Genomic DNA, 22,952 nt, shown 5'->3' with positions numbered 1-22,952 from the left:
GAAGATTGAATATGGACATGAAGCACATGCTCCGGCGAACAGCCGGGTTGGCATGTGCTTTTTTTGCGTTCAGAGAAATTAGGATGGGGGAGCGTATATGAAGGTTGCTATATATGTGTGCCGTGTAGGTGAAGGGTGGAGCATGGTCTTGTCCCTCGATATTCGAGTGGATTTGGCTTGGTGGCTAGAGGGAGGAAGTGGTCGGCACGTGCTGCGCTGGTTGTTGTTAGATACGGCGTTGCCACTAAGTCAGGCATCTTGGTTGGTTGAACATTTTGATACGGAGCGAGGCATGGATCACTGGGGTGAGCGCGAATGGCAGAGCTATCTTGCGCGGAAGCTGGATGTATATGAGCTTGCCTCGGGGGAAGTTGAGGCCAGAAAAGGTATAGCAGGCAAAGCGGGGAGTGCCGCTGTGCGTGGCATTCAGGTAGGCGGGATGCCCGAGCCGTATCCCGCCGGGCAGTGGGCTCAGCTGGAGCGGGAAGCGGCCCTGCTAGCTGAGCGGATCAGCGGCCGCCAACTACTGGCGGCCGAGGCGGAGGCGTTGCTGGCGGATACCGCCCAGCCGCCAAGGGAGTGGCGCGCGGCTGCGCAGCTCGCGCGCTTGCACGGGCGGCTGAGTATCACAGCCGCCCTCGAAGGGCCTGCCACGCGGCGTCGGCACGCGTGGCTTGGACGCGCGCGGAGCGCGCCCCGCTGCCACCGTTGTGGCAGCGAAGCCAGGCAGCGCGTGCCCTGCGCTGCCTGCGGCCTGGCGGCGTGCGCCTACTGCGAGGCCTGCCTCGCGCTGGGGCGCAGCCGTGCTTGTGCGCTGCTGCTACGCAGTGCAGCGCAAGGGGCCGTGCCACGACGCGGCGAAGCACCGCGTGGTACGGCCTTGGCCCCCACCGGCGGCGGGCTCGCCCGGTGGGGGCTTAGCGCAGCGCAGAGCGCGGCAGCAACCGCGGCGCTAGCGTTTTTGGCCCGGCCGCCCGCAGGGGATGGGCCGGGGCGATTTTTGCTGTGGGCTGTGACCGGGGCCGGCAAGACCGAGATGATATTCCCTCTACTCCAACATACATTGGATCGTGGTGGACGAGCACTGGTCGCTACGCCGCGCAGGGATGTGGTGCTGGAACTAGCTCCGCGTCTAGCTAAAGCTTTTCTGGACACCTCACTCGCTACCCTTTACGGAGGCAGTGACGAACGCTGGAAAGACGCTCAGCTCACGCTCGCGACCACACATCAACTGATGCGTTTTCACCAGGGATTCGATCTCGTCATTATCGATGAACTGGATGCTTTCCCTTATCTAACAAATAGTAAATGATAAATAGACGAAAAAAATCAGTTAAATTCGTGTGCTTTGATATAAAACGGTAAAAACTTACCTTTTCCCGATGCTGTTTTCCCATTTTTAACTCTGCATTCGATGACTATCTCTTTGAATATCATTTGCATAAACTCTCTTTTGTCGGGATCGTCCATCACATCCCATACGTCTGGCAATCCAAAAACTCTTTGTATGTGCTCTTTTTGTTTGTTGTCGCCATAAGAATTCTCAATTAATAACAATCTCTCATGTATCATTGTTTCTTTTTCATCTTCTTCTTTTTTTCTGTCTCTCAGATCTTCACCACTTATCAAATCCTCCACGTACATGTACTGCCACTTTTTCCTTCTCTCGGATATGGATTTCAATTCTTTAGTCAGGGTTTCAAGTTCATCGTAAGAGTTGGATTCATCACTAGAAATTTCTACCTTGCTTGAATCAAAATCCATTTTACCAATGTACTCACGGATAAGTGATTCTGCTAAGTCTTGTTTTAGAAGAGGCAGATCGCAACCTTTTGAAAGAGATCTACTCGAACAAATATAATTGTAATAAGGTTCGCCAGGAGTTCCGTCTTTCTTTTTATTTCTGTATGGTCTACCGATAAGGGTGGCTCCGCAGCGTGCACATCTTAAAACACCAGTAAAACGGTATTCTCTTTTTTTGGAATGTCCGTAAAATTCTTTTCTTTTCATTCTTTCCTTATGTTCTAAGTACTCCTCCCAAGTATACACACATGGAAATCCTGTCTCAGACCAGATTACATTAACTAATTCGTCTTTCTTTCTTGATGCATACTTTCCGTTTTTCTTCTTTTCTCCATATCTTAACCTTCCAGCATAAAAAGGATTGTCGAGCACATACCAAACTGATTGCGCTGACCATGGCTTACCTTTTTTCAGATAACCTAGTGCATTCAGCTTTTTGGAAGTGCTGCCCAATCCTTCTCCACTCATATAAATTTCTCGCAATTTTCTTAACACTTTAAATTCATCAGCAGCAGCAAACATATTCTTTACGCTTTTATCCCAAGTGTATCCAAATGGAACGGGTCCGCCATGCCAATTGCCTTCTCTAACTAACTCTTCCATACCGAACCGAACTCTCTCTGAAAGGTTTTCCCGTTCCCACTGAGCCATTGCAGCTACTATGGTAATGAATAGCTTTCCCATTGCGGTTGTTGTGTCGTAAATTTCTGTGGAGGATCTAAACATAATGTTATTGCGTTCGAAAGTTTTTAATAATTCATACAAATCACTAACAGACCTTGTTAGACGATCTAGCCTATAGACGAGAATAACATCAAATTTTTTCGATTCAGCGTCATTTAAAAGGCGTTGCAACTCTGGTCTATTTAAATCTTTAGCCGACTTACCCTCTTCAGGATAAATATCTATAAGATCCCAACCATCTTGTGATTTGCAGAAGTTCATTAGCTTCTCTCTCTGTGCATCCAGTGAATATCCTTCTTTAACCTGTTCTTCAGTTGATACGCGTATGTAACCGGCAACTCTCATTATTCTCAACCCCTAATATTTAATATCATAACCAGACATAAACCAAACCAATTTACCTATTACACGTAGGGCAGGTTCGCCCTCACTACCACTAAATGTTTTGGCAACATGTTCTGAGTTATAGCTATCTGGTTCAAGCACAGTAGTGTTCTGTAATTGGTAGTAACGCTTCAAGGTAGCATCATATCCATTGATAGCAACCGCTACAACATCACCGTTGTTAGCTTCTTCTTGTGGTGTGATAAGCGCATATGAATTATTAGGAACTACTTTGTTCATGCTATCTCCATTTACTTTAAGAAGAAATGATTTAGGGTATTTCAAAGCAATGTTTTTAGGTACTTCTATATATTCCTCAACCTCCAACATTTCAATTGGAGTACCTGCAGCAATGGAACCATAAAGCGGTTTTACATAAACTCCTTGCTGTGATTCATTCGAATCTTCATAATCAATCATTTCCATTCCGTTCTCATCTATAAGATTACTTTTTTTAATACCAAAGTGTTTAGCGATCTTTTCAATAGCGCCCATTCGAGGTTCTTTATTGTTGTTTTCCCAAGTTGAAACGGCTTTATTAGTGACGCCAGCAATATCAGCCAAGTCTTGTTGAGACAAACCATATTTATTTCTAAGTGTTTTAATGTTGTTTCCGATACTCATAACGCAACTCCCGTTCCTGTTTTTAGTAGATTATATATCGAATGTTGAAAAAAATCAACTTTGGTTAGATTTTTTTAGGTTTTTTATTGTTGACAATCTACTTTCGGTAGATTATTATAGCCATATCACCAACGACAGGAGGTGAATACGATGAATTTTACACTAAAGCAAGCAAGACTTCTGTCAGGGTTTACTCAGGCACAAGTGGCTAGAGAGCTTGATGTACATAGAGATACGTACATGAAGTGGGAAAGAAATGCCGATTCTATGCCAGTCGGAAAAGCGAAACGTGCTTCCGAATTGTTTGGGAAAGGAGTTGATGAAATTTTTTTTACCCACGAGTCTACTTTAAGTAGATAAGAAGAATAAGGGAGTGATCAGTATGCAGCGTACGCAACCCTCAGAAGAGGCAATGAAGAATATGTATTCCTTTCTAGGGAGGATCTTACCGAAGTATGTGTCTGAAATTAATCAGATCACTGAGGAAAGGGAGCGACTAGCTTCAAATGATCGCTCTCAACACAAAACTGCTTGATTGGAGGCAATCGCATGAATCAATTGGTCTTTATACAGAACGGTCAAGCGGTAACAGACAGTCTGATCATGGCTGAAGTATTTGATAAAGAGCACCGCAACGTGCTTGCTGACATTGAAAAGCAAATCGAAAAGTTGGATGAGGCTGATTTAAATGAATGGAGGGTGCTGAACTTTCAGCAGACCCAGTATCAGCATAATCAAAACAAACAATGGTATCCCAAGTTCGACATGACAGAAGATGCTTTTGCAATTGTAGCAATGTCTTACGTTACTCCAGAAGCAATGAAGATGAAGGTGAAATTTTTAAATGAATTCAAACGAATGCGTAGCGAATTAACCATCAATACACAATCGTTATCTCCAGAATTGCAGATGTTTAATCAAATGTTTCAGGCTGTCGCAAAAGTGGAGTTGGAAGCAGCCGAGACCAAACAGAAAATTGTCGAGGTTCAAACCAAAGTAACTACCATCCAAGAAACAATCCTTCAACGAGATGACAACTGGCGCCAGAAGATCACAGGCATGCTTAACGGAGCTGCACAGCGATTTGGTGGACATCAGGAGATACGGAAGGAAAGTTATTCCCGACTTGAAGAACGCGCTCATTGCAAACTGAATACACGCTTGGCTAACCTCAAGGATCGTCTCGAAGAGAGTGGAGCAACTAAAACAAAGATTGAAAAGGCTAACCGCTTGGATGTGATCGAAGCTGATCCTAAGTTGAAAGAGATTTACTCAACCATTGTTAAGGAATTATCTATCGGTGCTTTGCTGTGAGTTGTGTAACTTCGTTCATATGATTATCAATACGTTGTTACCAGATTCTAAGTTTCAAAAAAATATATCTAGTGGAGGAAAGAAAATGGAAAGATATTTCAGATTAACAGAAGAGAACGCTTTGCAACGTGATTTCATTGCTTATAAGCATAACGCAAAACTTATAAGAGAACTCATTATAGAGTTCAACACGACTCACGGGATTGAGTCAGGCGTGTATTACGCAACGGATGAAGCACTTTACATCATTCCTACAGAAAATGATTTAGAAAAGCATTCATCAGTACTTTGCACTCCGATTGAAGAGGGTCTTAGGAAGTTTAAAATCCATTCTAAAATTGGTAAAGCGTGGTCCAAAGAAATAAAGGATAAAAACCTAAACGTCCTGCGGAAGCCGCCAGTAGCGTTTTACTTCCCTAGATTCGGAGGCGGTAGAATTCAAAGCAGAATTTTCGAAGTTAATGGAACTGTGTATTGTAGCCTGAACCCATGCGAAGACTCAAACATTGCCGGAATGATCGAGATGAAAGCTAGTGAGTTCTTTAAGGTCATAGAAGAATCTGAATCGAAGAAAGGATGATATAAATGCCAACACCTACTGAATCATTAATCGGTGCTTTCGAAAACTGCAAGAATCGTAACTGCACTAAGGAGCAGCTTGAAAGCTTCTTGGATCGGGCTAAGACACAGTTTGCTGGAAATGAAGGTATGCAGTCAATTATTGCACATTTGCAAGATCAAATTTGAGAGGGTGATAAGAATGAATAATTTGGAACAGACAATAGAAGAGTTGAAGGGCGAGGCTCGTGATTCTTGGAGTGGAAAAACAGGAGAAGAACGTGCAGAAAGACTTGAACAGTATTTGAGAGATAAATTACAGGAATACTCAGAGGCCTTGAACATTCCACAGGAAGAAGTCTTGGAATCATGGGAACGTAACAGAACTTACAGTGCAATTAATTATTATCAAGATTCGAATCAGCCTTCGATCAAAGCAGGTAAGGTAAAGGTTTTCGATTCTGTAGAAGACATGTTACAAGCAATCGGAGAAAAGAAATTTAGATGCCCTTCATGTGATGGCGTATCAACAAGCCCATATGAATGCAACAGCGGAATAACGGTTGTCAAGAAGAAATGTGACTGGAAGGTGTATGGGTTGTTCGGTGATTTAGGAAAAGGCATTCATGTATTCTGCAAAGACAAAATGAGTGGTAATACAATTTTCATGCCATTGTCTTGGGAAGAAGTTACTGCATAAATGATTAAAAAATGTCCATAAGGAGCGACTAACAATGAGTAAAAAACACTATCTGCTTAACGTAACCGGGTTCTTTGCCCAAATGGAGGAACGTATGAAACTGGATTGTCGGCCTAACATCGCTGAGCATGCCAAAAAGCAATATGAGAAGTACAACCGGCAGCTGGAAGCCTTACGCAAATGATGATTCCATGGTGGTTCTGGGTCGGATGGTGGCTAGCGATGAATGTGGCGATAACCATGGCGCTATGGGGGAGTGGTGATAAAGATGGACAGATTTGAGCAAGGTTTGCCTGATCCGCAACAAGCTAAGGTAGTGGGATATTGTGCTAATCCTTCTTGTGGCGGCGAGATTTATGAGGGGCAGCAAGCGGAATGGTTCGGTTTAGATCAATACCGTTGTATACCGTGTCTTTTTGAAGCAGAAGGAACATTAATCTCAGCAGAGGGTGAATGAAATGCAGATTCGTATCAAGGCAAGTGATGAATTCGAAGATAGATTCGCTCTTAGCTTATCAGGCGGTCAATACAAGGATAGCCCTTATCCAATGTTCGTTTTCCAGAATGAGATGCAACGCAATAGTTACGATCAAATCAGACGTCAAAGGAAGGAGGAAAACGGGGATGGATCAAATCAAAAGGGTAATCCGGAAGCTAGAACAGCTTCAAGAAAATACCGCAGTTCACGGGAATTCCGCATCTAGCATAATGCGAGAGACAGGAAACTTCTTGCAGCATGATTTGGATGAAGTCATTACATTGTTGCAAGATGCCCAAAACGAACTAGAAAGCAAAACGACTCCAAAGGCGGCAACCTCTGAAGTCGTGTAATACACATTTGAAATTGAATTTACGGTCATATTACCAAATTTCTAGGAGGTTGTAAATAGATGAACTCATTAAACCCGTTATTTCAAGAGGAACTGGATGAATTGGAACAGCAGGAACAAGAGGAACGCCAACGGTTTACCGTGGATAGTTTGGATTCTTTGAACTGGGCATTCCGCAAACTTGCTGCATTGGAAGCTAAAGGTGCTGAGGTAAACAAACTCGCTGATGCTGAAGTGTATCGTATCGAGGATTACCGCCGCCGTGAACATGAGAAGTTGCAACGTGATAAGGACTTCTTTCAGGCTCTTGTAGCGGAATATGCCGCACGCCGCCGTGAGGAAGATCCTAAATTCAAAAGCGAGAAGACTCCTTATGGTGCTATCTCATTTAAGAAGCAACAGCCTAAATGGAATTACAACGACCAGGACTTGGTGAGCTGGCTCAATGAACACGGATATGAACAGTTGATTCGGGTGAAATGGGAACCGAACAAAACAGATATCAAGAAGACATTTACGCTTACTGATTCAGGTGTAGTGGTGGATGCCAATGGTGAACCGGTTGAGGGAATCCATGTTGAATATCGCGGTGATGAAGTCGTCATCAAACCGGAGGTGTAAGTATGATCTTTTCTGAATCCAATGCAGCTATTTCAAAAGCGCTTGTTGCCGCATGGGGCGCAATTGAAACACCTAAGCATAACGCCAATGTTCGCGTTAAAACCAAAAGCGGTCAAACGTATGAGTTTTCTTACACTGACTTGGACGGAATTTTTGAAGCAATTAAAGAGGTGTATAAAGAAAACAAAATTGCGGTGATCCAGGATGCAAAGACCGTTTATTCCGAACGAGGGGCGATGGTGGCAGTTGACACCTTGCTACTACACGAATCAGGGGAATGGGTTAAATCCGATTCATTAAGTGCTCCTGCTAAAACAGAAATGCAAGACCTCGGTGGGCAGATCACATATATGAAGCGTTATTCGCTCTCTGCAATCCTTGGGTTGCCTACTGAGAAAGATGATGATGCCAATGGAGCATCTGGTAATGAGGTGGAGTTTACAAGTGATCCTCCAAGAAAACTATCTGACGCTCAAGTTAAACGATTATACGCCATTGCTAAGACGAGTGGAATAGATGCTGCTGATGTTAAACGGGCAATTATGAAAGATTACAACAAGACTCAGGCTGAAGACCTGACTAAGAAAGAATATGACGAGTTGTGCAGCCGCCTTGAATCGGCTGGGAAGGAGTAAATATGTTGAACAACGTTGTGCTTATTGGACGCCTAGTGCGAGATCCTGAATTGAGGTATACCCCTGCAGGTGTGGCTGTTACCCAATTCACTTTAGCTGTAGATCGACCTTTCACAAGCCAAGGTGGAGAGCGTGAAGCAGACTTCATTCCTATTGTTACATGGCGACAATTAGCCGAGACGTGCGCTAACTATTTGAGAAAAGGACGCTTAGCGGCAGTTGAGGGACGTATTCAGATTCGAAACTATGAAAACAACGAAGGAAAGCGGGTTTACGTGACTGAGATTATCGCAGATAACGTTCGTTTCCTTGAATCAGCCAATAACAATCGTCGTTCGTCAGAAGAAGAACCGGACGAACCAAGACGTAAAACCAATAGCGGCGATCCATTTGCAGATGATGGAAAACCGATAGACTTGTCTACTGATGACCTTCCGTTCTGATTATGGAGAACCGAGAAGAACAAATTATCCAGTATGCAAAGGAAATCCGAATCTTACGGAACGCCGCAGATGAATATGACGATGATACTCCAGGCGGAATAGTATCAAAGATTCAGTTACTCACTCAGGCTCATGTACTCATGGGCCGGGTATCCGCCTTTAAGGATGGAGAGTACAAACGGATCTATAGCCAACGGAAACGTGTCTACGCCGAAACTAAACGGGATGCAGCTAGGGGAGACAAGACAAACGCTGCTGAACTGGCAGTCCTAGAACACCGCGATCTGGAAGCTGAAGCATACGAAAAGATGCATTTTTGGAGAAATGAATTTGCATCCTTGACGGAGCATTTACATGAACTCAGACTCCGGTTAAGGGTCGATCTGAATACACACATTGGTGGTGACTAACATGGCGATACCATACAGCAAAGAACAACAGCTTAAGAGCAAGCGTGTAAAGCATACACAACGCCAAATGGGCGATATCAGCAGTACGGTGGATAGAGAACTTAAAGAACGTTCAAGAGGCATCTGTGAGCGTTGTGGTAAGGCTGTAGCTACAGAACGTGCTCACCTTACTGGACGGAAGCAATTGAAGAAGAAGACCGTTGTCACCGATCTGATGCATCTTTGCACACCTTGCCATGATTGGATGGATGAAACGACAGAAGGCATTCAAACGAGAAAATTCATTGCTTATGCAATCAATACGGCTCTACAAAATATCAACGAAAAATAGCGTGGTGGTGATATGGACGGATGGATCAGTCTCCATCGGAAGTTAATCGAGAGCGAGATATGGGAGAAGCCACCGCTTTATATCAAAGTATGGGTGTTCCTCCTCTTATCAGCTCAACATTCTAACTATAAAAACCTCAGACCTGGACAGGTGAGCACTAACATTCCAGAGATCATTGAGGCTTGCAAATGGCGTGTGGGTGCTCGTGTTGAGCGCCCAACTAAAGACCAAATTTATCAAATTATTGAGTGGCTACGAAAACCCAACGAAGGGGTACACGAAAGCAACGCGAAGGCAACGATGATCACGACAACGAAAGCAACGCACGGATTGCTTATAAACATCAATAACTACGGGCTTTATCAGGATAACAAAACTGACGAAAGCAACGACGAAGGCAACGACGAAAAAGCTACGAAACCGCTGCGAAAGCAACGGCGACCCGACAATATAAACAATAATGTTAATAACAACAATAATGAACAACAAAAAGAAGATAAAAAGAAATCTCCAAAAAGTCCTAAACGGACTTATTCAGAGGATGATCGATTTTATAAATTGGCTAAAAGATTTCACCAACTTGCTTATGAGAATGCAACGGAGATCGGAACAGCTCATCTCATTGAGAAACCAAACCTTCAGAAATGGGCCAATACTTTCAGGCTGATGATTGAAAAAGATAAGTGGTCTGAAGCTGAAATAGGCGAGGTTGTGAAATTCGCTTTGAAGGTGGATTCATTTTATCAAACAATCATATTCAGCCCTGATAACCTTCGAAAACATTACCAAGCTATTTTAACCAAAATGAAAACGCAGGGAGGCGGTGGACGTGGAAAGTATCAAAGCAGGAATGCAGGACCTTCTCAAGAGAGTAGAAGCAATGCAAGCCGCAACGAAGACCTCTTCATCGGAACAACAGAATCAGAAGATATTTCCGACGAACTCCTTCAGAGAATTCGAGGATAGTGAAGGTTGCCCTGAATGCGACTTTACTGGAACAATTAATACGTTCCGGTGGGAAGAAGACGAATCTTACACTGATGCCAAAGGACGTCCAATGAAACGGCAGGTTGCAGCAATTAAACCATGCTCCTGCCTCTTGGATAAAAAACTGGCAAAGTATACAGCGAACGAGAGTTTCACATATGAACAAAAGCAGCACACCTTCCAAAACGCTGTGATCGATACGAAGAATGCGAAACACTTCGTCAAGGCTAAGGACTTCATACGCGATATAGAGCAGCATCAGAAGGATGGGACATGGATGTATCTGTTCGGTGATGAAACGCGAACAGAGGGCAATCAGAGCGCCTACGGCACTGGTAAAACATACCTCATGGAGTGTATGGCTAATGAATTGGTTGCAAACAAGATCCCAGCCATCTTTATTACAGAAGAAACACTGTTCGGAGATATCAAGTCAACATACAGCAAAGAAGGTACTGAGACGGAAAGTGAAGTGTTAAACAGATACTTCAATGTGCCGGTATTGATGATCGATGACATCTTTACTTCATCGTATAAGGATTGGGCCGAGGGTAAGCTCTACAGCATCCTAAACGAACGGTTGGATAAAATCACGATCATGACAAGCAATTACGCTACAGGGCGAATACAGGAGCGTCTACCGGTAAACGGACGGAAGATTGCAAGTCGTATTGTGGGACAGTCGATGATGCTCGAGATGATTGGTCCAGATCGGAGAGAACGGAAGGCTAGAGAACGAAGAGATCAACAATAGAAAAGGAGTGACACCATGAAAGATCAAGCAGTTTTGTTTTATGCGATGAACGGGGTCTTGTATCCAGTTGCTTTATCTGAGAAGCAGTCCACTATGCTGCAGATGTTGGTCAAGATATTTGAACCCCTGCCGGTTGTGAAATCACATCCTCAAGGCGAAGCAATCAACCTTATCGAGAAGAAAATCGATGAAGCCAATTGACGACTATGACCTGATGGATCAGGACCCAGAAGAATTCCTACGCCGAGGCCGTGAAGCATTTGGAATAGAGGAGGTATCCCATGAACCCGCTGTTGAAAATGACGGACGACGAACTGATTGATACCACACAACAGTCTGAATTGGACTATGACATACGGATAGAGGCATCAAAAGAATATCTGAAGCGAATGGGAGTGATCGGAGATGACCGTGACGGAAGCGGAGAAGATTGAACGACCACAGCAAGACAAAAAGAGTATGACGAAAATTCATATAGCGTGTGAAGAGATGAATTTCACTTGGAAAATATCCCATGTTGAAGAGTTTAGGGACATGTGGCAAAGAGGCTGTTGTTTGATGGCAATCGCTGAGTATTTTAGCAGGCCGGTGATAGAAATCATTTTACTTGCAGCAGACCAAGCGGAAAAAGAAAAGATCAGTGAACGTCCAGGTGGGATGCTGGGAGGACTGCAATCATGGAAAGGCTGATCTTACCCGGCAAGGCACCTAGCGTAAACCATATGTACCGTAATGCTATGGTTCGTGGGCGCCGAATAAAAATCAAAACACCGGTGGCAGAAGCATGGTTTACAGACACAATCATCAAAGCATCGGTATGGCGCAAAGAGAATCAGTGGTCTACGGCAACGGGAAAGGTCATTGTAAGGCTTTGGTTCTATTTCCCAGATGCTAGGAGGCGCGACACTCACAACACCTTAAAAGCGATTATGGACGCCTTAGAAGACGCGGGTATTTATAAGGATGACAAAACGGCGTTACCTCAAATAATGGATTACGAAGTGGATCGTAAGAATCCGCGAATCGAAATAGAGTTCGAAAAAGTCGTATAACAACGAACTGAGGTGATTAATATGGATTTGGAATATGAACTCACTGAATCGGATTATAAAAGAGCGATTGCTAACGGAATTACACGAGATCAAGCGTACAAGAGATTCTATAACTTGGGTTGGGATAAGGAAAGAGTGGTTACTGAGCCGGTCAATAAAAAGGTTGATCGAAAACACTGGCATCGGATTGCAGCGGAACACGGCATCACACGAGACGCATTCAACACAAGGTTGTATCGAGGGTGGAGTGAAGAGGAAGCGGCTACCACTCCTAAAATCTCAATTGAAGGTGCACAGAAAAAAGCACATGAGGCATTGCGAAAATATCCGGTCGAGCTCCTTCAAAAAGCGGTTGATAATGGTATCTCGGAACAGACTTTTAGACGCCGCATTCGAGAAGGATGGGGTCCTGAAAAAGCAGCCACAAAGCCAATTTACAACAGACAAAATACGAAAGAGTTGATAAATAAATGAACCTAAAAATCAAAAAGATGCATCCAGACGCAATTATTCCTTCTTACGCTAAACAAGGAGACTCAGGATTTGATTTGGTCTCACTGGAAGATGTAATTATTTCTCCTGGAAAAACGATGAAAGTGCCAACGGGCTTGGCATTTGAGATACCTGAAGGTTATGAAATGCAAATCAGACCACGATCCGGATTGACGCTTAATTCAAAGTTGCGTGTTCAGCTTGGTACTATCGACGCCGGATACCGTGGGGAAGTTGGGATTATTGTTGATTATTTAAATGACGGAGATGACCTGATGAATATGTTCGTGATGAACAATATCAAGATCGAAAAAGGTATGAAGATCGCACAAGGCGTTATCTCTCCAGTAGTCAGAGTTTCATTCGAAGAAGCAACAGAATTAAGTAACAGCGAGCGCGGTGACGGCGGGTTCGGTCACACAGGCTTATGAACAGATTGAACGTATTGAATGAAATCAATCTCCTGATGGATCGGAAATGTAACGGATGCAAGACACGCAAGGTGATGGCAAAGGAAAATCCCAACAACATGATAAGAGTAGACAATCACTGTAACAAAAAATGTGATGTAGGTAAGCAAATCCAAGAACTCGGCAAGCAGCTGACCAAATGATCGGAGGGAAAGCATGCAGAAGCCAAACGAGGTGAGATATGACCCATATTTCTCGGAGATACCTTGGGACATCATCACAGACGACAAAGGCAAAGTGATCGGTGAAGTGTACTTGGTCTATCCAAAGGACGTTCCGGAGTGGATAAAGCCTAGGAAAAAGGTTCGGAGTTATCACCAATACAACGCATAACCCACAGGGAGGGATAGAACGTGGATAACAACACATATATGGGAGCCAACATTGAAGTGTATACACCCTCCGGACGGCTGTTTCGTAAAGGAAAAGTTTTCAACGTGAAAGGTGACGCCGTTTGCTTTGTGATCGAGGGAACGGACATTGAAACAGCGGTTTACCTCAGCCAAGGCGTAAGGATTGAGATAGTAGATTAATCCACCAATAAACCATCTAAGGGAGGATACACCCATGACATACAAGGTAGAGAACATTGTAGATTTCAACGATGGGATTGCTTTCGTGCTTGATAAGCCAATTGAGTACACCTATTACAAACACGGAAATTTGATTATCGGTTTGGACGAAACATGCACGTTTGTAAAGTGCTATTTATACCAAATGATACCCGGATTCGACGCATTTGCTGGTCATAAGTTTGATATCACTTTAGAGGACGGAAAGGTCATTCACTGTGATGGTCAATGGTGGGATGGAGGGTATGACAGAGCAGCTGAACTGCTTGGTGAAAAACTGGTTCACGCCAGTTACAACACTGCTGAAAACCTTCGCAATTGTTATGTATTTTACGGGAGTGAGGCAGTGGCGAGTAGCTTGGATCAACTTCGCGAGACATACACCGGGGAAGTTCAAGGATACTGGGCGTATGAAGCCTTTTTGAACGGAAGAGATAAGCCCATTAGAGAGGATCGGCCCTTCAAAGGTATTGGAAGGATTTAGGCTCACCCCACCGGGGATAACAGAGGAAGGGAGACAAGACACACATGAGAAAGCTGAGTGAAGAGTCGAAACGGAAAATGTCAGTAGCAGCGCGTAACAGATGTACTCCTGAATGGAGAAAAAGAAAGTCAGAAGCTTATTCAACGAAACTGGATCTCGAGAAAGTCAAATCCATGTATTCTCAAGGATTCACACAAAAAGAAATAGCTGATGAGTTGGGTGTTAGCCAGAAGGTAGTCTGGAGATTTATGAAAAACAACGGTATCCAGGCGCGCGTGGCAATGAAAAGAGATCAAAAAGGAACAAATAATAGTTCTTGGAAAGGTGGTAAATCCAAGACGAACAGAGGATATGTGACCGTCAGGATGCCTAGTCACCCTAGGGCGAAGGCTAACGGCTATGTATTCGAACATATCCTGATTGCGGAGAAAATGCTTGGGCGTGAACTTAAATTTATGGGTATGCACCATCCTGAAAGCGAAATTGTCCATCACATAAATGAGAACAAAAGAGATAACAGACCTAAAAATTTGAAGGTCATGACAGTTAGTCAGCATGTGAAGCTGCATAACTCAATAAGAAGATTGTTCAAGGGTGGTGATGCACATGCCAACTGAGGAGAAGATGAGAAAACTTAGCTTATTCTCTGGCATTTGACCGGAGGAATCGACTTGGCAGCTCATTGGGCAGGCATGGAGACGGTAGCATTTTGTGAACGGGAGCCGTTTCCTGTGAAGGTTCTCCAGAAGAATTTTCCGGGAGTGCCGATTTACGACGATGTATGTACACTAACCGCCGAAAGGCTTAAGGAGGATGGAATCATTGGAGACGGTAGAACAATTGACATTATTTCAGGAGGATTCCCATGCCAACCTTTTAGTCATGCCGGGAAGCGAGAAGGCACGAGCGACGACCGTTACCTCTGGCCTGAGATTGTACGGATTCTTGAAGAAGTCCGACCCACTTGGTTTGTTGGCGAAAATGTTGCTGGGCTCATCAGTATGGAGCAGTCCGACAGCGAACTTATCATGGAAGACGACACAACTATATGCGAGGAAGCGGAAATGGTCCTCGAAACCATCAAAAGCGATCTTGAAAACATTGGCTATCAGCCCTTCTATGTTGTTATACCGTCTAGTGCCGTCGGTGCCCCGCACAGAAGAGATCGAATCTTCATTGTGGCCTACACCGAGAGCCAGCCTGAGAGGGGATTGCCCATCGGAGAGAGCGCGGAGGACACCAGATCTGCCTGCGGCTGTGAAAATGTGGCCGACACCCAGGGCGAACGATCCAGAGAAACGAGGAAACATCAATGCGTTGGATCCCAGGAACGGGCTTCCCGGTGCGGTGAGGATGTGGCCTACCCCAGCGGCTCAGGACTCGAAGAATGCAACTCTGCCTCCATCTCAAATAGACAGGGACACTGTACCAGGAGCAGTACTACGATCGATGTGGCCGACACCTACAGCAAGTCAGGATTGGAAGCCAGTCCGTCCGTTGGCACCGTCAGAAGCTTCAGGGAGTCACGGAACGATGCTTGTCGGTGCAGTGGGTCACACTCAACCGGAACTGATAGGTGGTCAACTGAATCCGAACTGGGTGGAATCCTTGATGGGCTTTCCAGTTGGTTGGACGGATATAGATGGCCAGCAGGACAAGGAGCAGAACAATTTGACTGGGAGCCACGAAGAGTAACGGTTGGCGAAACTCACCGCACAGGTCGCCTGAAAGCACTGGGTAATGCGGTAAACCCGGTTCAGATCTACCCAATCATGGCAGCCATAAAAGCAATAAACGATAGATTGTAGCACCCCATAACAGAGGAAGGGAATACCCTCCCTTCCCACCACACCAAATTTAAAGGAGCGAATGAAGATGAATATCGAACAGCACAACCATCAAGTAAACCGTCAGATTGAGGACTTGGAGCACAGCAAGGGGAATATGGAAAAAGTGATGGAACGTCTTGCAAGGCTGGAAAGCGTTGGTCCGTGGTGTGTTGCGTATGACCAACTCGACAGTATCAAACGCCAAATTAGCTTTCTGGAGAGTGCCCGTATCTAAAATATAGGCGGGTTTAGGCCCACCAAAGGAGAGATAACACACATGAATTACTCTTCAGCTGCAACTGAACGTTTGGAATCATACAACGAGAAAGCAGATGAGTTAGATCTACAAGCCGATTGGCAGGCAGAAGTGGGACATCAATTCTATCTTTACATTCAAGAGGCTAAAGAGCGGCGGGAAAGCATCACGATGTCAGTGTTTGCAAAACGGATTGATAAGTTTGCCAAAGAGTATTTCGAGCAATGACGACGAGGCTTGGGCCTCTAACCAAGGAGGGATATACATGGACAACAGCTTTCTTTATTCGCACGAATCCAAGTGTATGCAATGCTCACGCACGGTTATTGTTCACGGTAAGCAGTCATATGTCGTATGTGATAAGTGCCTTCGCAAACAGTTTCGTAAAAAGTAATTTTGGAGGGATATACAGATGGAATACACAATTGAACGCACTGACAAAGACATTTTGAAGCTTGCCAAGTGGTCGTTCTGGTACACAGGCGACAAGCTCATACTTCGCGGCTATCGTTTATACACCAGAGAAACCCGTAGACATGGATACAAAATCGTTCAGGACTATGACGGAAGCAGACCGAATGACACGGGTCGCGGCAAGCTCAAGAAGGAAGAGGTGCCTTTCCCATACCAAGTGATGGATGAGCTTAAAGAGAGGATCACACATGATGCAGTTACGTTAGTGGGCAATACATGGGCTGATCACCAGGAACTGAAGAACGAATCGAAGATGAGGGAGGAAGAACAGTCATGAGTAAGCAGGAAGAAATCAAACAAGCGTTGGAATTATCGAAGCTGGGTCATTGGCACAAAGTCGAATTCGATGCCAAGGCTCCTGAATATATCGCTTATCTACTGGAAGAGAACAAACGGCTTCGCAGCACACTTGAGACAGCACAGTTCCACCTATCAAGAGAACAGTACATGAGCGCAGAGGATGCGATTGTAGAAGCTCTGTCGGTGGGTCAGGAAGGAGAGGGTAACCAATGAGCGATATCCATCCCCTACGCCAAGGAGACAAGGTTGTAATGCATACATGTGATGAAGCCAATTTCGCAGACTATCACGGTCGGATCTGGACATGTGGATCGAATGAATGGGTATCTGGTGAGGGTGTATACGCTGAGCGGCTTGTAATTTTGGACGATTGGTTGAACGGGCCGTTCCTAACAAAGTATCTGCAAAAAGTAAATGTAGAGGGTTGAGGCTAGGGCCTCTCCCTACTAAGGAGGATATAACACATGGCAGAAGTAAATGCGGAACTATATGAATTCATGCGCGAGCGTGAAACAAGCTTATATACACAGGAGTTTCATAAGAACAAAACAGTCTTCGCCTTTGTACGTGTTGACTTTACTGATATTGCTGAGTTTGTGTCTGTGGTTGGCGAAGAAACATTTATTGAACGCGGTTTGCAGATCACGCTTTGTTCGGACGATGTTTGTATCGAAGTCAATGAATTTATTGAAGGTGACGGACACTATTTATCAAGCTACAGAAAGTGCTTCTCTGACCACGACTGGGAACATTACGAAGGACAAATTAAAGAGATGGAGGATATATAGATGTTGACCCGGGAGCAAGTGTTGAATGCCTCTGATTCAGATCTGAACGTTATGGTGGCTGAACACATCTTCGGATGGCAGCGCATATCAGGCCCTACGCACGACCATGACGGACCTGTAGAGCATGGAGAGGTGTTGGTGCCTCCGAACATGAGTGAATTTCCCGCTTACGCTATGATGCCTCCAAGAGGGAGTGTGTCGTTATCTTATTTTGTCAATCGAAACTGGTCAACAAACATGAATGATGCGTGGGAAATGGAATCGGAGATACTCCAGAAGCACTCAGGTGTACGAACAAGGTATGTATGGAGATTGAAGTTGGTAACCGATTGGGAAGACAAACAGCCGCACAACAGAGAGGAAATGAAGTTGATCCACGCCACACCAGAACAACGTTGCAAAGCCGCGTTATTGGCTGTACTGGACTTATAAACCAAATAAAGGAGATTGATGACTATGAAATTTTTAGATGTGCTGAAAGGAAATTATAAGCTATTTTGCTGCAAAGTGTGCCACGGATATTCAAGGCGTTTCCAGTTGAAAGACGGTCATTGTCCACATTGCAGTGGGCCAGTAGATAAAGCGTAGATCATAGGCCGAAGGCCAGCGAGACGACCGAAATACTTAACGAAGTGGAGGCCGGATAAGGGTATCTGGTCTCCCCAAATAGGAGGATATACAAGATGAGTAAATACACCTGTGGCGAATGTTACACGGCGTTTGAGCTTCCAGAAGACTTGAGATGTCCAACATGCAAAATAAGAGAAATTGTGCCCATGCAAGACGAAGTGGAGCTGTTGGCTCCCAAGGAAGGAGCGGAACAATGATTAATGAAATTGACTACACGGAATTAAAACTGATCGACTTCTACGAATACGATATTACTCCTAATGAAAAAGGAGAAATGATGATAGTTTTCAAAGTTGGAGAGGACAGCTATATGCTACCAATTTCGATAAAGGCATTGCAGCAAATGCTGTGGTTTGCAAAACAAAAGAGGGTTGAGGAAGGAGCGTATAAGCATGACTCTGTATGAATTTGGAGCGAGAGCATGGGATACCGAAACCAAAGAGATGTCATACGAGTTCTTGGAACGGAACTGGTTGAAGGTATGCATATGGTCACCGTACATGGTGTTGATGCTTAAATCCGGGGTGAAAGACAGCAAAGGTAAGGATTACTACGATGGCGATATCGTTAAAGTAAGCAGGTTGAATTTTGAGAGCAGTGGCCCGTTGCCTGAAAATCTGGTAGTGAGGTTATACGGAGGCATGTTCCAGTTATTCAGAGGCAAAGAACCTTTAATGGGCTTACATTTGGGATATATAGAAGACGGAGAAGTGATCGGAAATATCTACGAAAACCCTGAACTTTTGGGTGGGGAAGGAGCGGATACAGAATGATAGAGTGGCATAAATACGATCCAACAGACCGAAGCATACCGAGTCACGTACCACACCTTGTATCGAATGGGGAACGGTTTATGGTTGCTATGCATCAGAAAAGCTTGGATAGCGCTGGATATGAGTGGGCGCATTCTAACGCAGGATATAGAGTCGGCGGCGTTACACACTGGGCACCTATACACCTACCTCGTGAAAATGCGGAGCGTGTCGAGATCACTGTCACAGAATATATAGGAGACGCTATATCTTCAAAGACATTCGAAATCGGTAGGGAATCACTATTCAGTATGCCAAAAAGATCTACAGCACGAGCTAATAGATTTGTTACCAACCGTTTAGAGGGAATTATAGAGCGTATCAACCTACCTGGGGAGGAAACATAAATGGCACAGTATGAGTTCTGGGCACGGTTAGATAAAAAGAATGATGTGATTGATATACCGGATGAAGAATTCGAAGGCAAGACTGAAAAAGAAGTTGAGGACATGTTGTTAGATAAGCACATCGCATGGGATCGCAAACAGATATATGGAGGCTGGTACAATCTTGTCCTACCTGGGGAGGAAGAAGCATGAGAGAGATCATTTTCAGGGGTATAAGCAAAGACAATGGACAATGGGTATATGGAGGGATCGAGCAGATGGGCGGATTATGTTTCATACGACGATGTGAAGTAAAACCAAACACCGTTGGACAGTTCGTTTGTTTTGACCATAACGGCAACAGAGTGTTTGAGAAAGATGTTTTGGAGGATCAAGACGGAATTAGTGAAGTCGAGTGGGTGCAAGAACACTTCGCATTCATGTTATTCAGACAAAATCCGAGCAGATATCAGCACATTGAGGCCGATGGGAAATTGAGATTTAAAGAGGTCATTGGAAACGTTGTGGAACACCCACACTTACTAGAGGGTAGGGATGAAGCATGATTGAGTGGCGCGAATTTGATAAAAACGATCGGAGTATAAACAGTCATATTGATTACCTTGTAACAGATGGGAATGCGATTGATGTTGGATTTTTTTCACATAGCCCTACTGGTTATAGATGGTTTAAACGAACTGTATCCGTCCCTTGGGGTGAAGCGATGATGATGAATGTAACACACTATGCACCTTTCTCATTCCCAAGGGTCAAGGAGGATCAGGCATGAAGATGACATACCAGAAACATGATAAGTACTTGAATAAGCTAGGTAAAGACGTTTCACGCCGTACTAAAAAATACATTAAGAACTACTGGTACAGGGAGTATGAGTGGTTTAAAACAACTGATGATTATCTCCTCTCGCTTCTCCCAGATTGCAAATGGTGTAATGGCGGAGGTGTCGAACGAGCCAGCATGTGGGACACAGGTTATGCTTGCCCAGATTGCAGAGGAACCGGAAAGCACGGATGGCAGTACGACAAAAATCGCAAGATGGTCATGATGAAAGAGTTCATCAAACCAAGTAATAACGCGATTAGGTTGAAGCGCAAGGGTGTACTGAAGCATAAGCAAGTTGAACGGTGTTATGTCTGCCAGAAAAAGAACGTATATGGATACAAGCCTGAATACTGCTGCGGCGGCAACTATATTGGGTTCGAATATCCGTGTGGCTGCATGGGATTACCACTGGAACCGCCGTTATGCAGCGTGAAATGTGCTGAAAAAGTATTTGGCAAGAGATCAAAACGAAGATGAGAGGGTAGGGAGTCTATACCCAAGGAGGATACAAAGTGAAACTAAAAACAGGAAACACCTACTGGGGATATGTTGGATCAAGAGAGGTAGAGCGCAAAATAAACATTATCGAAACCAGAAATAGCGGAACAAGATACATTAACTGGACACACATAAAAAAGGATGGATCATTAGGCGCATCCAAGTGGTCGAGCGAAGATAAGTTTTGTAAGTGGGTTAAAGGTCTTTTTGAGGAGGATACAAAGGATGGAGGAAACTAAATTGAAAAAAACTAAACTCATGACCGTCTTGCTTAGCATCGCGTTATTTCTGACAGCATGCACAGACGCAGATATCGCATCTTCCAACATATCTAAGGCGGCGGACAACTTCGAGATTCCTCGACGGATCGTGTTTTACAACGGCATCACAGACAAGTACATGTTAACGGTCGAGGGTCGTTGTTCACTTGGCAATGCAGACAATCGGGACCAACAACTGACCGTTACCTGTAAGGTGGGCGAGGATCAATATAAAAAGCATTTCCTCGGACTGTCCGACAACGTTACGTACTTCGCTGAACAGCTTGAACCAGTGGACGTAAGCGTGTATCACTACCGGGTCACATTTAAGCCGCAGGCGATATTGCCGGACATCGATCTTAAAATAAAATAATCGGAGGTAGCACATGAACAAACAACAATTGCTAGATCACATGAAGGACTTGTATAAACAGTCACCTGATATCAACTACGACCAAGCATTAGAAGATTGCATCACATTGGTTGAACGTTTGACTCATATTGAAGAACCTAGCGCAACGTTAAGACACACTTATGTATACACGGTTATATCTACAGGCGAATCGTCCGAGTTTAGTATCATGGCTAACAACAGCGAGGATGCCGAAAAGTTGATCTTACCGCGCATTGCAGATCTGGAATTCACCGAAGTATCAGACATAAGACTGGGCAAGTTGCTTTCGGTTAGCAAAAAGGTAGGCGATAATTACGTAGCCTGTGAAGGGTGTGCATCATAATGAAAAACTATCTAGAACTACTACAAGACATATTAACCAACGGCAAACCAAAGGGTGATCGAACCGGCACAGGAACGTTATCGGTGTTCGGACGACAGTTGAGATGGGATTTATCTGAAGGCTTCCCTCTTATAACAACCAAGAAGATACACCTGCCATCTGTGGTACATGAGCTACTGTGGTTCCTAAGTGGTGATACGAATATCAAGTATCTCCAAGATAATGGCGTGAAAATATGGGACCCGTGGAGCGATGAAAACGGGAATCTTGGACCGGTGTATGGAAAGATGTGGAGAAAAACACCAGAACACCATTGGACAGGCGGCGAAACTATATTTGATGAGGAGTATTACACCATTGATCAGATAGCTAATGTTATAAACTCCATCAAAACCGACCCAGACTCACGCAGGCACATAGTCAGTGCATGGAATGTCGCGATGATTGGAGACATGGCCCTACCTCCATGTCACTACACATTCCAGTTTTATGTAGAGGATGGCAAGTTAAGCTGTATCTTCAATATGAGATCCACCGATATTTTCCTCGGGTTGCCGTTTAATATTGCAAGCTATGCTCTCTTAACCCACATGATAGCTCAACAATGTGATCTAGAGGTAGGAGAATTGGTCTACAGCGGCGCTGATGTTCATATCTACCTGAACCACATTGAACAAGTGAAAGAGCAACTGACTCGCGAACCATATCATCTTCCACAGTTACACATCAAACGTAAGCCTGAGAGCATCGACGATTACGTATACGAGGACTTTGAGTTCATTGGGTACAAACATCACCCAACCATCAAAGCGCCTGTATCGGTGTAAGGAGTGGTTGTATGGATGAGATAAAAGTAAAAGCCAAAACACACTGGGTTTGGACTTATAGAGCAGCAGAGAAAAACCCTTCAAGATCTACACCAGGCGTACCAATATGGCCTCATTATTTAGAAGATGCTCCAAAGTCTTGGTTGGATGAAGGATTGATAATGGATTCAGAAGATTTCATAAAAGAAGGACAAACAACTATATTCGATTTTATGTAAAGGGGA

49 protein-coding genes and 1 pseudogene are annotated in these 22,952 nt (G+C 44.4%); 48 read left to right on the top strand and 2 right to left on the bottom strand.

Annotated features, from left to right (window positions below):
- Positions 1 to 496 precede the first annotated feature (496 nt).
- Positions 497 to 1,294: pseudogene (locus tag AC4E8D_RS28825) on the top strand (DEAD/DEAH box helicase family protein); the annotation flags it as partial.
- Positions 1,295 to 1,329: 35 nt separating this feature from the next.
- Here the strand turns inward: AC4E8D_RS28825 and AC4E8D_RS28820 are convergent.
- On the bottom strand, positions 1,330 to 2,832 hold the full coding sequence (locus AC4E8D_RS28820) for a recombinase family protein (protein WP_490205566.1): 1,503 nt from the start codon (positions 2,830 to 2,832) through the stop codon (positions 1,330 to 1,332).
- A gap of 12 nt (positions 2,833 to 2,844) precedes the next feature.
- Positions 2,845 to 3,495, bottom strand: a complete 651-nt coding sequence (locus AC4E8D_RS28815; RefSeq protein ID WP_490205565.1) for a LexA family protein — start codon at positions 3,493 to 3,495, stop codon at positions 2,845 to 2,847.
- A 150-nt stretch (positions 3,496 to 3,645) separates the two neighbouring features.
- Here AC4E8D_RS28815 and AC4E8D_RS28810 point away from each other — a divergent pair, with 150 nt between their 5' ends.
- The 47 genes from AC4E8D_RS28810 (at position 3,646) to AC4E8D_RS28580 (ending at position 22,946) form a co-directional block, all read left to right on the top strand.
- Positions 3,646 to 3,855, top strand: a complete 210-nt coding sequence (locus tag AC4E8D_RS28810; protein ID WP_490205564.1) for a helix-turn-helix transcriptional regulator — start codon at positions 3,646 to 3,648, stop codon at positions 3,853 to 3,855.
- Positions 3,856 to 4,044: 189 nt separating this feature from the next.
- Complete coding sequence (locus tag AC4E8D_RS28805; RefSeq protein ID WP_490205563.1) at positions 4,045 to 4,809, top strand: Rha family transcriptional regulator; 765 nt, start codon at positions 4,045 to 4,047, stop codon at positions 4,807 to 4,809.
- Between the two features lie 85 nt (positions 4,810 to 4,894).
- Positions 4,895 to 5,389 (top strand): hypothetical protein, encoded by a 495-nt coding sequence (locus tag AC4E8D_RS28800; RefSeq protein WP_490205562.1) that lies wholly within the window; start codon positions 4,895 to 4,897, stop codon positions 5,387 to 5,389.
- A 5-nt stretch (positions 5,390 to 5,394) separates the two neighbouring features.
- The gene (locus tag AC4E8D_RS28795; RefSeq protein ID WP_490205561.1) at positions 5,395 to 5,556 is read left to right on the top strand and encodes a hypothetical protein; all 162 of its coding nucleotides are present in this window, start codon (positions 5,395 to 5,397) and stop codon (positions 5,554 to 5,556) included.
- 13 nt (positions 5,557 to 5,569) lie between these two features.
- On the top strand, positions 5,570 to 6,067 hold the full coding sequence (locus AC4E8D_RS28790; RefSeq protein ID WP_490205560.1) for a hypothetical protein: 498 nt from the start codon (positions 5,570 to 5,572) through the stop codon (positions 6,065 to 6,067).
- A 34-nt stretch (positions 6,068 to 6,101) separates the two neighbouring features.
- Entirely contained in the window at positions 6,102 to 6,251 is a 150-nt protein-coding gene (locus AC4E8D_RS28785) for a hypothetical protein (protein ID WP_490205559.1), read from the top strand.
- Positions 6,252 to 6,335: 84 nt separating this feature from the next.
- Entirely contained in the window at positions 6,336 to 6,524 is a 189-nt protein-coding gene (locus AC4E8D_RS28780; RefSeq protein WP_490205558.1) for a hypothetical protein, read from the top strand.
- 167 nt (positions 6,525 to 6,691) lie between these two features.
- Positions 6,692 to 6,898, top strand: a complete 207-nt coding sequence (locus AC4E8D_RS28775; protein WP_490205557.1) for a hypothetical protein — start codon at positions 6,692 to 6,694, stop codon at positions 6,896 to 6,898.
- A 59-nt stretch (positions 6,899 to 6,957) separates the two neighbouring features.
- A complete protein-coding gene (locus AC4E8D_RS28770; RefSeq protein ID WP_490205556.1) occupies positions 6,958 to 7,518 on the top strand; it encodes a host-nuclease inhibitor Gam family protein in 561 nt (186 codons plus the stop codon).
- 2 nt (positions 7,519 to 7,520) lie between these two features.
- A complete protein-coding gene (locus AC4E8D_RS28765; protein ID WP_490205555.1) occupies positions 7,521 to 8,153 on the top strand; it encodes an ERF family protein in 633 nt (210 codons plus the stop codon).
- 2 nt (positions 8,154 to 8,155) lie between these two features.
- Complete coding sequence (gene ssb / locus AC4E8D_RS28760) at positions 8,156 to 8,596, top strand: single-stranded DNA-binding protein (protein WP_490205554.1); 441 nt, start codon at positions 8,156 to 8,158, stop codon at positions 8,594 to 8,596.
- A 2-nt stretch (positions 8,597 to 8,598) separates the two neighbouring features.
- Positions 8,599 to 9,006: a hypothetical protein gene (locus AC4E8D_RS28755; RefSeq protein ID WP_490205553.1), complete on the top strand. Its 408-nt coding sequence runs from the start codon at positions 8,599 to 8,601 to the stop codon at positions 9,004 to 9,006.
- A 1-nt stretch (position 9,007) separates the two neighbouring features.
- Positions 9,008 to 9,337, top strand: a complete 330-nt coding sequence (locus AC4E8D_RS28750) for a hypothetical protein (protein WP_490205552.1) — start codon at positions 9,008 to 9,010, stop codon at positions 9,335 to 9,337.
- A gap of 150 nt (positions 9,338 to 9,487) precedes the next feature.
- A complete protein-coding gene (locus tag AC4E8D_RS28745; RefSeq protein ID WP_490205551.1) occupies positions 9,488 to 10,303 on the top strand; it encodes a phage replication protein O in 816 nt (271 codons plus the stop codon).
- Positions 10,188 to 11,078 (top strand): ATP-binding protein, encoded by an 891-nt coding sequence (locus AC4E8D_RS28740; protein ID WP_490205550.1) that lies wholly within the window; start codon positions 10,188 to 10,190, stop codon positions 11,076 to 11,078. Before AC4E8D_RS28745 ends, AC4E8D_RS28740 begins: the two co-directional genes overlap by 116 nt.
- 15 nt (positions 11,079 to 11,093) lie before the next feature.
- On the top strand, positions 11,094 to 11,279 hold the full coding sequence (locus AC4E8D_RS28735) for a hypothetical protein (RefSeq protein WP_490205549.1): 186 nt from the start codon (positions 11,094 to 11,096) through the stop codon (positions 11,277 to 11,279).
- Positions 11,280 to 11,359: 80 nt separating this feature from the next.
- Positions 11,360 to 11,512, top strand: a complete 153-nt coding sequence (locus AC4E8D_RS28730) for a hypothetical protein (protein ID WP_490205548.1) — start codon at positions 11,360 to 11,362, stop codon at positions 11,510 to 11,512.
- Positions 11,484 to 11,768 (top strand): helix-turn-helix domain containing protein, encoded by a 285-nt coding sequence (locus AC4E8D_RS28725; RefSeq protein ID WP_490205547.1) that lies wholly within the window; start codon positions 11,484 to 11,486, stop codon positions 11,766 to 11,768. The genes AC4E8D_RS28730 and AC4E8D_RS28725 overlap by 29 nt, the downstream gene beginning before the upstream one ends.
- A complete protein-coding gene (locus tag AC4E8D_RS28720; RefSeq protein WP_490205546.1) occupies positions 11,756 to 12,130 on the top strand; it encodes a RusA family crossover junction endodeoxyribonuclease in 375 nt (124 codons plus the stop codon). The genes AC4E8D_RS28725 and AC4E8D_RS28720 overlap by 13 nt, the downstream gene beginning before the upstream one ends.
- A 21-nt stretch (positions 12,131 to 12,151) precedes the next feature.
- Entirely contained in the window at positions 12,152 to 12,604 is a 453-nt protein-coding gene (locus AC4E8D_RS28715; protein ID WP_490205545.1) for a nucleoside permease, read from the top strand.
- Positions 12,601 to 13,053, top strand: a complete 453-nt coding sequence (gene dut, locus AC4E8D_RS28710; RefSeq protein ID WP_490205544.1) for a dUTP diphosphatase — start codon at positions 12,601 to 12,603, stop codon at positions 13,051 to 13,053. Before AC4E8D_RS28715 ends, dut begins: the two co-directional genes overlap by 4 nt.
- The gene (locus tag AC4E8D_RS28705; protein WP_490205543.1) at positions 13,050 to 13,235 is read left to right on the top strand and encodes a zinc-finger domain-containing protein; all 186 of its coding nucleotides are present in this window, start codon (positions 13,050 to 13,052) and stop codon (positions 13,233 to 13,235) included. Before dut ends, AC4E8D_RS28705 begins: the two co-directional genes overlap by 4 nt.
- Before the next feature lie 13 nt (positions 13,236 to 13,248).
- A complete protein-coding gene (locus AC4E8D_RS28700) occupies positions 13,249 to 13,425 on the top strand; it encodes a hypothetical protein (RefSeq protein ID WP_490205542.1) in 177 nt (58 codons plus the stop codon).
- A gap of 20 nt (positions 13,426 to 13,445) precedes the next feature.
- A complete protein-coding gene (locus tag AC4E8D_RS28695) occupies positions 13,446 to 13,625 on the top strand; it encodes a hypothetical protein (protein WP_490205541.1) in 180 nt (59 codons plus the stop codon).
- A gap of 34 nt (positions 13,626 to 13,659) precedes the next feature.
- Positions 13,660 to 14,148 carry a hypothetical protein gene (locus AC4E8D_RS28690; protein WP_490205540.1) on the top strand — a complete coding sequence of 163 codons (489 nt, stop codon included), beginning with the start codon at positions 13,660 to 13,662 and terminating at the stop codon, positions 14,146 to 14,148.
- A gap of 44 nt (positions 14,149 to 14,192) precedes the next feature.
- On the top strand, positions 14,193 to 14,765 hold the full coding sequence (locus AC4E8D_RS28685; RefSeq protein ID WP_490205539.1) for an HNH endonuclease signature motif containing protein: 573 nt from the start codon (positions 14,193 to 14,195) through the stop codon (positions 14,763 to 14,765).
- 75 nt (positions 14,766 to 14,840) lie between these two features.
- Entirely contained in the window at positions 14,841 to 15,956 is a 1,116-nt protein-coding gene (locus AC4E8D_RS28680) for a DNA cytosine methyltransferase (RefSeq protein WP_490205538.1), read from the top strand.
- A 67-nt stretch (positions 15,957 to 16,023) separates the two neighbouring features.
- Positions 16,024 to 16,212, top strand: coding sequence for a hypothetical protein (locus AC4E8D_RS28675; RefSeq protein ID WP_490205537.1), 189 nt, complete (start codon positions 16,024 to 16,026; stop codon positions 16,210 to 16,212).
- Positions 16,213 to 16,254: 42 nt separating this feature from the next.
- Positions 16,255 to 16,461, top strand: coding sequence for a hypothetical protein (locus AC4E8D_RS28670; RefSeq protein ID WP_490205536.1), 207 nt, complete (start codon positions 16,255 to 16,257; stop codon positions 16,459 to 16,461).
- A 184-nt stretch (positions 16,462 to 16,645) separates the two neighbouring features.
- Entirely contained in the window at positions 16,646 to 16,984 is a 339-nt protein-coding gene (locus tag AC4E8D_RS28665) for a hypothetical protein (RefSeq protein WP_490205535.1), read from the top strand.
- The gene (locus tag AC4E8D_RS28660; RefSeq protein WP_490205534.1) at positions 16,981 to 17,220 is read left to right on the top strand and encodes a hypothetical protein; all 240 of its coding nucleotides are present in this window, start codon (positions 16,981 to 16,983) and stop codon (positions 17,218 to 17,220) included. Before AC4E8D_RS28665 ends, AC4E8D_RS28660 begins: the two co-directional genes overlap by 4 nt.
- The gene (locus AC4E8D_RS28655; protein WP_490205533.1) at positions 17,217 to 17,435 is read left to right on the top strand and encodes a hypothetical protein; all 219 of its coding nucleotides are present in this window, start codon (positions 17,217 to 17,219) and stop codon (positions 17,433 to 17,435) included. The genes AC4E8D_RS28660 and AC4E8D_RS28655 overlap by 4 nt, the downstream gene beginning before the upstream one ends.
- A gap of 36 nt (positions 17,436 to 17,471) precedes the next feature.
- A complete protein-coding gene (locus AC4E8D_RS28650; protein ID WP_490205532.1) occupies positions 17,472 to 17,795 on the top strand; it encodes a hypothetical protein in 324 nt (107 codons plus the stop codon).
- The gene (locus tag AC4E8D_RS28645; protein WP_490205531.1) at positions 17,796 to 18,227 is read left to right on the top strand and encodes a hypothetical protein; all 432 of its coding nucleotides are present in this window, start codon (positions 17,796 to 17,798) and stop codon (positions 18,225 to 18,227) included. It begins immediately after the preceding gene.
- 251 nt (positions 18,228 to 18,478) lie between these two features.
- The gene (locus AC4E8D_RS28640) at positions 18,479 to 18,622 is read left to right on the top strand and encodes a hypothetical protein (protein ID WP_490205530.1); all 144 of its coding nucleotides are present in this window, start codon (positions 18,479 to 18,481) and stop codon (positions 18,620 to 18,622) included.
- Positions 18,619 to 18,831, top strand: coding sequence for a hypothetical protein (locus AC4E8D_RS28635; RefSeq protein WP_490205529.1), 213 nt, complete (start codon positions 18,619 to 18,621; stop codon positions 18,829 to 18,831). The genes AC4E8D_RS28640 and AC4E8D_RS28635 overlap by 4 nt, the downstream gene beginning before the upstream one ends.
- Positions 18,818 to 19,198 (top strand): YopX family protein, encoded by a 381-nt coding sequence (locus AC4E8D_RS28630; protein WP_490205528.1) that lies wholly within the window; start codon positions 18,818 to 18,820, stop codon positions 19,196 to 19,198. Before AC4E8D_RS28635 ends, AC4E8D_RS28630 begins: the two co-directional genes overlap by 14 nt.
- Positions 19,199 to 19,584: 386 nt before the next feature.
- Positions 19,585 to 19,776, top strand: a complete 192-nt coding sequence (locus tag AC4E8D_RS28625; protein ID WP_490205527.1) for a hypothetical protein — start codon at positions 19,585 to 19,587, stop codon at positions 19,774 to 19,776.
- On the top strand, positions 19,773 to 20,129 hold the full coding sequence (locus AC4E8D_RS28620; protein WP_490205526.1) for a YopX family protein: 357 nt from the start codon (positions 19,773 to 19,775) through the stop codon (positions 20,127 to 20,129). The genes AC4E8D_RS28625 and AC4E8D_RS28620 overlap by 4 nt, the downstream gene beginning before the upstream one ends.
- Entirely contained in the window at positions 20,126 to 20,353 is a 228-nt protein-coding gene (locus AC4E8D_RS28615; RefSeq protein WP_490205525.1) for a hypothetical protein, read from the top strand. Before AC4E8D_RS28620 ends, AC4E8D_RS28615 begins: the two co-directional genes overlap by 4 nt.
- A gap of 99 nt (positions 20,354 to 20,452) precedes the next feature.
- Entirely contained in the window at positions 20,453 to 20,629 is a 177-nt protein-coding gene (locus AC4E8D_RS28610) for a hypothetical protein (RefSeq protein WP_490205524.1), read from the top strand.
- A gap of 84 nt (positions 20,630 to 20,713) precedes the next feature.
- Positions 20,714 to 20,839: a hypothetical protein gene (locus AC4E8D_RS28605; protein WP_490205523.1), complete on the top strand. Its 126-nt coding sequence runs from the start codon at positions 20,714 to 20,716 to the stop codon at positions 20,837 to 20,839.
- A 79-nt stretch (positions 20,840 to 20,918) separates the two neighbouring features.
- Positions 20,919 to 21,143, top strand: a complete 225-nt coding sequence (locus AC4E8D_RS28600; RefSeq protein WP_490205522.1) for a hypothetical protein — start codon at positions 20,919 to 20,921, stop codon at positions 21,141 to 21,143.
- Positions 21,130 to 21,537: a beta-sandwich lipoprotein gene (locus AC4E8D_RS28595; RefSeq protein WP_490205521.1), complete on the top strand. Its 408-nt coding sequence runs from the start codon at positions 21,130 to 21,132 to the stop codon at positions 21,535 to 21,537. Before AC4E8D_RS28600 ends, AC4E8D_RS28595 begins: the two co-directional genes overlap by 14 nt.
- A 13-nt stretch (positions 21,538 to 21,550) precedes the next feature.
- Entirely contained in the window at positions 21,551 to 21,901 is a 351-nt protein-coding gene (locus tag AC4E8D_RS28590) for a hypothetical protein (RefSeq protein ID WP_490205520.1), read from the top strand.
- The gene (locus tag AC4E8D_RS28585; RefSeq protein WP_490205519.1) at positions 21,901 to 22,728 is read left to right on the top strand and encodes a thymidylate synthase; all 828 of its coding nucleotides are present in this window, start codon (positions 21,901 to 21,903) and stop codon (positions 22,726 to 22,728) included. The genes AC4E8D_RS28590 and AC4E8D_RS28585 overlap by 1 nt, the downstream gene beginning before the upstream one ends.
- Positions 22,729 to 22,739: 11 nt before the next feature.
- A complete protein-coding gene (locus tag AC4E8D_RS28580; protein WP_490205518.1) occupies positions 22,740 to 22,946 on the top strand; it encodes a hypothetical protein in 207 nt (68 codons plus the stop codon).
- Positions 22,947 to 22,952: the final 6 nt, after the last annotated feature.

Source organism: Paenibacillus sp. SRL342, from assembly GCF_984798905.1.
Note: the sequence above shows the minus strand (reverse complement) of the source record. Positions and strands in the feature narration are given on the sequence as shown.